The sequence below is a fragment of the Suttonella sp. genome, assembly GCF_056855035.1.
On the sequence record NZ_JBXGGR010000074.1, the window covers coordinates 1 to 7570 of the forward strand.

Here is a 7570-nt window from a genome sequence, read left to right on the forward strand (position 1 = left end):
GCGGTTTGGGCTTTTTCTACTTTGAGTTTGTTTTGAGCCAGTTGTTGGTTGATTTGTTGATTGAGTTCATCTAACAAACCACCTTGCATTAACCAGTTGCGAAAGCGGTTGAGTGTGCTGTGGTCGGGCAGATTCATTTCGTCTAGAAATTGACAAAAAATCATAAAATCCAGTCGGGTAACCAGACTGCGTTCTAATTCAGGATCGGAAAGACTGTGCCATTGTCCCAACAATATTGCAGGAAACATCGGCAACAACGGATAAGGAGGACGACCACCATGGTCGCGCAAATCAGCCACTTTTTTACTAGCAAGAGTGTGTTCAATGGCTTGCCAATCGAGCAGTTGGGTGATTTTAAGCAAGAGGAAACGGTCAGCGTATTGGTTGAGCAGGGTTTGGGCGGAGTGGTAGAAGAAACTGCTCATGGAAAAATCCTCTCAATTCTGGGTTGGGGAGAATTTAGAGGATTTTTTGGGGTTTTGCAAAGGTTTCAGATTATGTTTTTCTGTTTGGCAAAACTCATTAAAAATAGCTTTTGATTTGGTTTTTATTAAATAAACTTATTGCAAGAGTGATAAAAAACATCAAAAATTATGCCGAAAACAGTGTCTTATCTTCCATAATCCGCTATAATCCGCCGCCTTTGCCTGCCTGAAGGCGGAAGGTTTATCTATCTTATTTCAAAAGGAAAATTATTATCAATGTATCGTTTACTCGTAATTCAAAACGCTGAAGTGCAAACGCATGTATTGTCAGCTGAAACTCTGCGCTTACAAACGAAGGCTAATGTGCGTTATCAAATTCTCGATGAGGCAGGACAGCTGATTGCGCAGCCGCGTACTCAATTGCTAGGAAATGATCTTTCTGTTTTTATTGATGAAGATGCCGAAGCCGAATTGGTTTTAGAAAATTATTCGGACTATATCGTGATTGAAGATTGGCAGGATTTACAGCAATTGGAAAGTACTTTTGCCACCGCTCAAAGCGTCGAGCCCATGCTGGCTTCGCAAGTCGTATCTGCTCAAGCAGGCGTTTCGGCGGGCATTGTGGCGGTACCGGCGGCATTAGGCGCGGTTGCCGCAGTCGCTTTAAGCAATGGCGGTCAATCCGCTACTGCGGAAAAATCTGCACAGCCGACAGCGGAAGAAGAAAAGCCTGCACAACCCACAGCAGAAGAAGAAAAACCCGCACAAGCGCCAGCGGAAGAAGAACAGCCTGCGCAACCAAAAGCGGCAGAAGAGCAACCTGCTCAACCTAAAGCGGAAGAAGAGAAACCCGCACAGCCGACAACAGAAGAGCAAACCTCACCTCTTACGCCGCCGTCGCCAGCAAGCATTCGGATGGATAGCATTACCGAAGATAATGTGATTAATCGGCAGGAAGCGGGAGAAGATATTGTTCTGACAGGCACTATTGCTTATGACAGCGGCAGCGATGTGCGCTTGAATCTTATACTGGGCGGCGAAACTTTTGCCGCGCAGATTAGCGGTAATCAATGGCAGGCAGTGGTTGCTGGTGCGAAATTGGCGCAGGCGCAAGGCGATAATGTATTGCAATTGCAGGCGATAACGAGCAATGCCGCCGGTTCGGCAGAGGCGACACAGACGGTTCATTATGCGGTGGATACCGTGATTACAGCGCCGCAGATTCGCATCAATCCGATTACGGGCGATGATGTCATCAGCTATCTGGAAAGCCAAAATCCGAAAACTCTGATTTCCGGTCAAGTGGAAAATGTCGAGGATTCAGCGGCGAAAGTCGGCGACAGCGTGATTATCCGCTTAGGCACGACTCGGTACAGCACGCAATTAATTGAAAAACAAGACGGCAGTTTAGGTTTTGAGGTAGAAGTAGGGACTGTCGCCTTAATCAATCACAAAGACGATTTTATCCTGCAATTGAGCACGCAGGATGCGGCGCAGAATACGCATACGGCGCAAGTCTCGCATCAATATCAAATCGATTTTTCCGACGGCAAAGTGATTAATGTCGATCATGTGACCGCAGATAATGTCTTGAATGATGCGGAAAGCAAAGGTACGGTTACTCTCTCGGGCAATGTAGTACTGGGCGAAACCGGCGACGAGCTGGTGTTCCTTTGCGCCTGCGAGGCTTGTTCGGGCGGTTGGAAGACGCTGGAGGGCGTGGCGAAGGTTGATGAGAAGGGCAATTTCAGTCTGGATGTCAATGGCGCGGATTTGTTGACGAATAATGCCGTGCCGACGATTAAGGCGGTGCTGAAAAATAATGAGGCGATTAGCAAGGAAAAAACCTATGCCATCGATACGGAGCTGTCCCAGCCTGTTACCAGCATTGTGATTGCCGAAGATAATGTGATTAATTCGCTCGAAGCCGCCGGCGAGGTGGCGATTAAGGGGCAGTTGAGTGTAGATAATGATGTGGATTGGAACAGCGTTGCGGTGCGCGTTAAGGTCGGCGAAGAAGCCATGGCGGCTCAGGTGGATGCGGCAAGTCGCAGCTGGTCGTTCAATCTTACCGCCAATAAACTCACGGCCTTAAGCAAGGCGGAAATCGGGGTTGAGGTTGCGGTCAAAGATGCGGCCTTAAACGAGGCTTCTTATACGCAGACGCAGACATTCGCCGTCATCGACAGTAATACCAAACCGGTCATTCGCTTTAATGCGATTAGCGGCGATAACCTGCTTAATGCGCAAGAAATCGCAGAGATATTGGGCATCAGCCAAACGGAATTGCAGGGCTATATCGGCAGCGATCAGCGTTTGAATTTGTCTAATTTCAGCGGCGATAAGACGGTAAGTATTAGCGGCGTCGTTGAAAACGGTGTGGCGGGGCAAATGCTGCGGATTAAGCAGACCCTTGCAGGCAATAAAACCCAAGACCATGAAGCTGTGATTCAAGCGGATTTGAGTTTCAGTTTTCAAGCCACAGCCGCTTCGGTATTTCATCAAGCCAATACTTATGGCAGTGCTAACGGCAGCCGTCAATCGCGCTTTACGGCGGACTATAGCGCCGATTACGGCGACGGCATCCATGTGGCGGCGGAACAAAGCATTTACAATCTTAACTGGAAAGCCAGCCTGCCGAAGTTCGACATTACTTTGCAAAGCATCGGCATTGAGGGCTATTTAAATCAAAGCCATCAAAAACAAGGCATGGTGGAAATTACAGCGCTGTATAGCAATGTGGCAAACGGCGATATCGGAACAGCCACATTAAGCCTGAACGGCAAGACTTACAGCGCCGCCGATGCAATTGTCGGTCTCGAGCGGAAATTAGGCGCTTTATTCTATGTGCCTTTTGCGGAATTGGAAAAAGCCGCTGCCGCGGGCGTAAATACCTTAAGCGTGGAAGCTACGCGTTCCGATAATGTGGGCAATAGTTTGAGCAAGACGTCCAACAGTCAAAGTTTTGCGATTGAATTAAGCCCGCCCTCCTTAGACTTAAGCACAGAAAATATCAACGGCGGTAATGCGATTAATATTGCGCAGGCAGGCGGGAATTTCTTAATCAGCGGCAGCCTGAGCTATGACAGTGCGGCGGTGCGTGCCGGCACGGTGCAAGTCAGCGTGGAGATTCACGGTCAGCGCTATCAGGCGGTGGTGGATGAAAGCCGCCAAAGCTGGCAATTGATGCTTAATGCTGCCGATAATGCCAATAATCCTTTGGCAAGCCGCCACGGCGAGCAAACGCTGAAAGTCTATGCAAAGGCGCTCGGTGTGAACGGCAATCTTGCCGAAGCCGCCGACAGCCTAGATTATGCGGTGGATTTGACCCCGCCGAAAACGCAATTGCAATTGCAGACGATTGGCGATGTCTCTGCCGACAGCACAAATATGGTGCTGTTGACAGGGCAGGTGTCGGGAGAATTCCAGCCTAGCGATAAGGTTAGCATTCGGATTCATCAAGACACGCATCAAGTTGATATCAAAGACGGCGGTACATTCAGCCTTGAAGTGGCGGCGAATGTCTTGGCGGGCAATCCTGATTTGACGGTAAGCGCCGGTATTGAAAGCCATGATGCGGCGGGCAACAGCCAGACCGTACAAAGCCAAGCGGCTTATCGGGTCGTGAGCGAAAACCTTCACATTCAGCTGGATAATATCACGCCGGATAATCTGCTTAATGTCAGCGAAGCGCAGGCGGCGACGACGAAAATCTCCGGCACGGTTTCAAGTGCGGATGCTGGTAGTGTAAGCAAGGTTACCTTATTGATTAACCAGCAATCCTTTGAAGCGAACGTGCAGGGCGGCAAATTCAGTCTGGACGTGCCAACGCAGGATTTGCTGAATAATCAAGACTACCGCATTGTTGCGCAGGCACGCAGCGGCAGCGCGCAGGCATCGGCGGCAAAAGTTTATGCCGTTGCGCCTGATGCGGCGGCATCCATCGATGTGACAAAGATTGGGGAAAACTTTTCCAGCACGGGCGCGCAAATGTTGCGCATGAATGGCGAAATTACGTATTCAGGCATTTACGCCCAAGGCAAAAACGCTATGTTTGTGCGCGAATTAGTGATTAAGGCGGGCGATAAAAGCTACAAAATCGGCTTGGATCATAGCGGCAAAACTTTCACATTTAATCTTTCCGCCGACGATTTGAAAGCCCTAGACGGCAAAGCCATCAGCGTGGAATTTAACCGTGCGGCAAATTCGGCGGATGAAAATTATAAGAAAGCCTTTGAATTGGTCGACAATAAAGGCGTCCATTCCGCCAGAAAAGTGACGGTGGAAAGCGTTGATTATGAAAGCATCAATTTTAACAGCGCTTTTATCCGCACCGATGCGAACGGCGTGCAAACCTTTAATGCCAAAGCCTTGCTGGACAATACTCAGATTAGTGGTCAAACGACAGGGGCGAGTGTCGGCGATACGGTTGAGGTACAAATCGGCGATAAGCATTTTAAAACCACTGTGCAGGCGGATCATTCCTTCAGCCTTGAAGTGGCGCGCGATGTCTTGGCGCAGAATGATGAGAAATCGCTGACCGCCACCTTGCACAGCGATGACCGCGCCGGCAATGCCATCAGCGTGCAAGACACGGAAACCTATCTCGGCTTTAAGACCTTGAGCGGCGATTTTGTGGCTAAGCATGGGGATATTAAGCAGGCGGAGCGTAAATTAGACCACACCGCGCCCGATTATAATTTCCCTTATTTTATCAATGCACAAGGTGTGAGCGGCAGCAACGGCTACAATACGAAAATCGCCGTCGGCGGCAATGAGCAGAGACATAAGATTTACTATTATTTCGTCACGGCGGAAGATGAGACGACTTACGGCGTCAAGCACGGTAATTTGTCGATTGCCGGCACGTATGAGCAGCTCTCGCCGACCAATCAAGCGATTATGCGCGAATCCTTTGCGATGCTCAGCAGCTATTTGAACGTCGAATTTGTAGAAAGCAGTAGTTATATTCTGGATGGCTCGGGCATCAATGTGAGCATGGCGCAGCAGAATTCAAGTGCGACCGCTTGGGCGGTTAACGGCGGTTGGGTGTTCTGGAATAAGCCGATGAGCAAATTTGACGGCGCAGTGGCTTATTTTGGACTGCACGAAGTCGGACATTCCTTGACCATGAGTCATACTTTCGGGCATCTCAATGATTTTGCCAAGATGAAAGAAAAGTACGGTGTCGGCGCGGGCAGTTTGGAGGATCACGGCGAATTTTCCTATATGTCTTATTCTTACAATTATGATTTAGTGAAGAATGATTTGCGCATTTATCAGCTTGCCGGACTGCAGTACCGCTACGGCGTGAATCCGAATGCGCGTGCCGGCGATGATGTCTATACCTTCGGCACATACAATGTGCATAGCTCTGATGCGGGCGTCTATATCTGGGACGGCGCGGGCGTGGATACCTTCGACGCTTCGAATGAAGAGATGGCGGTGAACGTGAATTTAACCCCGGGTTCTTGGAGCTATCGCGGCGCCATTGCCAAAACCCTGACCATTAAGGACAAAGAAAGCTATACCCTGCGCGAATTCTTTGATTTGGCGGACGATGCTGCGGTTGCCAACAATAATGCCTTGGCTTCTTTCAACAGTTATACCGAAAACCAAGCCTTTATCGGCTTCGGTACGCAAATTGAAAACCTCATCGGCTCGGCGCACGACGATACTCTGACCGGCAATAAAGCCGATAACAATATCTACGGCGGCAAAGGCAGGGATACGATTAAAGGCGGCTTGGGTAATGATTATATCGACGGCGGCGAGGGCGCGGATATCATGCGCGGCGAGGGCGGCAACGATACCTATGTGGTCGATGATGCCGGCGACGAAGTGATTGAATTGGCGGATGAGGGCAAGGATAGCGTCTTAAGTCTGATTGATTACCGCCTGCCGGAGCATGTGGAGAACCTGACGCTCATCGGCACGAGGGCTAAATCCGCTATCGGCAATGAATTGGATAATATCCTCATTGCCAATAATGTCGGCGCGCGTTTGGAGGGTATGGACGGTAATGACCGCTTAATCGGTGGTTTGGAGGCGGATGTCTTGGTCGGCGGCAACGGCGCGGATACCTTTGTTTTCCAAACGGCATTAAACGGCAAGGTCGATATCATCGAGGATTTCAATCCCGATGAAGACCGCATCGAATTATCCAAGCTGATTTTTACCGCATTGGCGAATATCACGCAGTCGGAATTTGAAGATTATATTCAATACGATAAAACAAGCGGAAAACTGGCTTACGATAGCGACGGCAAGGGCATCACAGATGCGATTCATTTTGCCACTTTGAGTAATCCGATTAACAGCCCGCAATACGAGCATTTCTCGATTGTTTAAGCGGCATATCCAAACCGCCTTCGCCGCAAAGAGTAAAATACTTGTTGTATTTGATGTTTGCGGCGCAAGCGGTTTAGCCGCCTCTGGGCAAAAACGGCTGTGCAAGAAAATTGCTTGACAGGCATCGGCAAGTTCTGCATAATGCGCGCCTTCAAAACGCGCCCGTAGCTCAGCTGGATAGAGTACCTGGCTACGAACCAGGCGGTCGGAGGTTCGAATCCTTCCGGGCGCGCCAGATTACTAAACCACTGCAATGCAGTGGTTTTTTATTGCCTAAACTGAAATTTTCGCAGAATTGCCAGCGATCGTCGGAGAGATGGAAATTAGTATAAGGCGGCGAGCGGCAGCAGTACAGCGCGTACGGCGAGCCAATGCCTTAATGCTTCGACGATATTGTTTGACTATCAGGGAAGCGGACAGAATTTTTACATATCGGTTTACATGATAGAGAGCCTAATATTTAAGTCTTGTCTTTGTGATGAATCATTATCGGCTTCTCTGATGCCGCTGATTGCTGCCGAGCAAGAGCAGGCACTTGCAGGTTGAAACCTTTGCAAAACCCCAAAAAATCCTCTAATTTCTCCCCAACCCAGAATTGAGAGGATTTTTCCATGAGCAGCTTCTTCTACCACTCCGCCCAAACCCTGCTCAATCAATACGCTGACCGTTTCCCCTTGCTTAAAATCACCCAACTGCTCGATTGGCAAGCCATTGAACACACACTTGCCAGTAAAAAAGTGGCTGATTTGCGCGACCACGGCGGTCGTCCTGCTTATCCGTTGTTGCCGATGTTT

The 7570-nt window shown here is 49.3% G+C and carries 4 protein-coding genes, 1 tRNA gene and 1 pseudogene; 4 read left to right on the plus strand and 2 right to left on the minus strand.

Going from position 1 to position 7570, the window contains the following annotated elements; all coding sequences use genetic code 11:
* Nucleotides 1–425: transposase (locus ACJHVI_RS06620; protein ID WP_483183916.1), on the minus strand; the 425-nt coding region annotated here is incomplete at its 3' end.
* Here ACJHVI_RS06620 and ACJHVI_RS06625 point away from each other — a divergent pair.
* The 3 genes from ACJHVI_RS06625 to ACJHVI_RS06635 all read left to right on the plus strand — a co-directional run bounded on the left by ACJHVI_RS06625 (nucleotide 424) and on the right by ACJHVI_RS06635 (nucleotide 7011).
* A complete protein-coding gene (locus ACJHVI_RS06625) occupies nucleotides 424–558 on the plus strand; it encodes a hypothetical protein (RefSeq protein WP_483183917.1) in 135 nt (44 codons plus the stop codon). The genes ACJHVI_RS06620 and ACJHVI_RS06625 overlap by 2 nt on opposite strands.
* Nucleotides 559–701: 143 nt before the next feature.
* Entirely contained in the window at nucleotides 702–6776 is a 6075-nt protein-coding gene (locus ACJHVI_RS06630) for an Ig-like domain-containing protein (protein ID WP_483183918.1), read from the plus strand.
* A gap of 158 nt (nucleotides 6777–6934) precedes the next feature.
* Nucleotides 6935–7011: transfer RNA gene (locus ACJHVI_RS06635), tRNA-Arg, on the plus strand.
* A gap of 225 nt (nucleotides 7012–7236) precedes the next feature.
* On the opposite strand, the gene ACJHVI_RS06640 is transcribed toward ACJHVI_RS06635, so the two are convergent.
* The gene (locus ACJHVI_RS06640) at nucleotides 7237–7389 is read right to left on the minus strand and encodes a hypothetical protein (protein WP_483183919.1); all 153 of its coding nucleotides are present in this window, start codon (nucleotides 7387–7389) and stop codon (nucleotides 7237–7239) included.
* Between ACJHVI_RS06640 and ACJHVI_RS06645 the strand changes: the two are divergent.
* Nucleotides 7388–7570: pseudogene (locus ACJHVI_RS06645) on the plus strand (IS5 family transposase); the annotation flags it as partial. The gene ACJHVI_RS06640 and the pseudogene ACJHVI_RS06645 overlap by 2 nt on opposite strands.

Coding starts and splice junctions, on each gene's coding strand:
- ACJHVI_RS06625 (WP_483183917.1), top strand. CDS start 424: ATGGAAAAATCCTCTCAATTCTGGGTTGGGGAGAATTTAGAGGATTTT.
- ACJHVI_RS06630 (WP_483183918.1), top strand. CDS start 702: ATGTATCGTTTACTCGTAATTCAAAACGCTGAAGTGCAAACGCATGTA.
- ACJHVI_RS06640 (WP_483183919.1), bottom strand. CDS start 7,389: ATGGAAAAATCCTCTCAATTCTGGGTTGGGGAGAAATTAGAGGATTTT.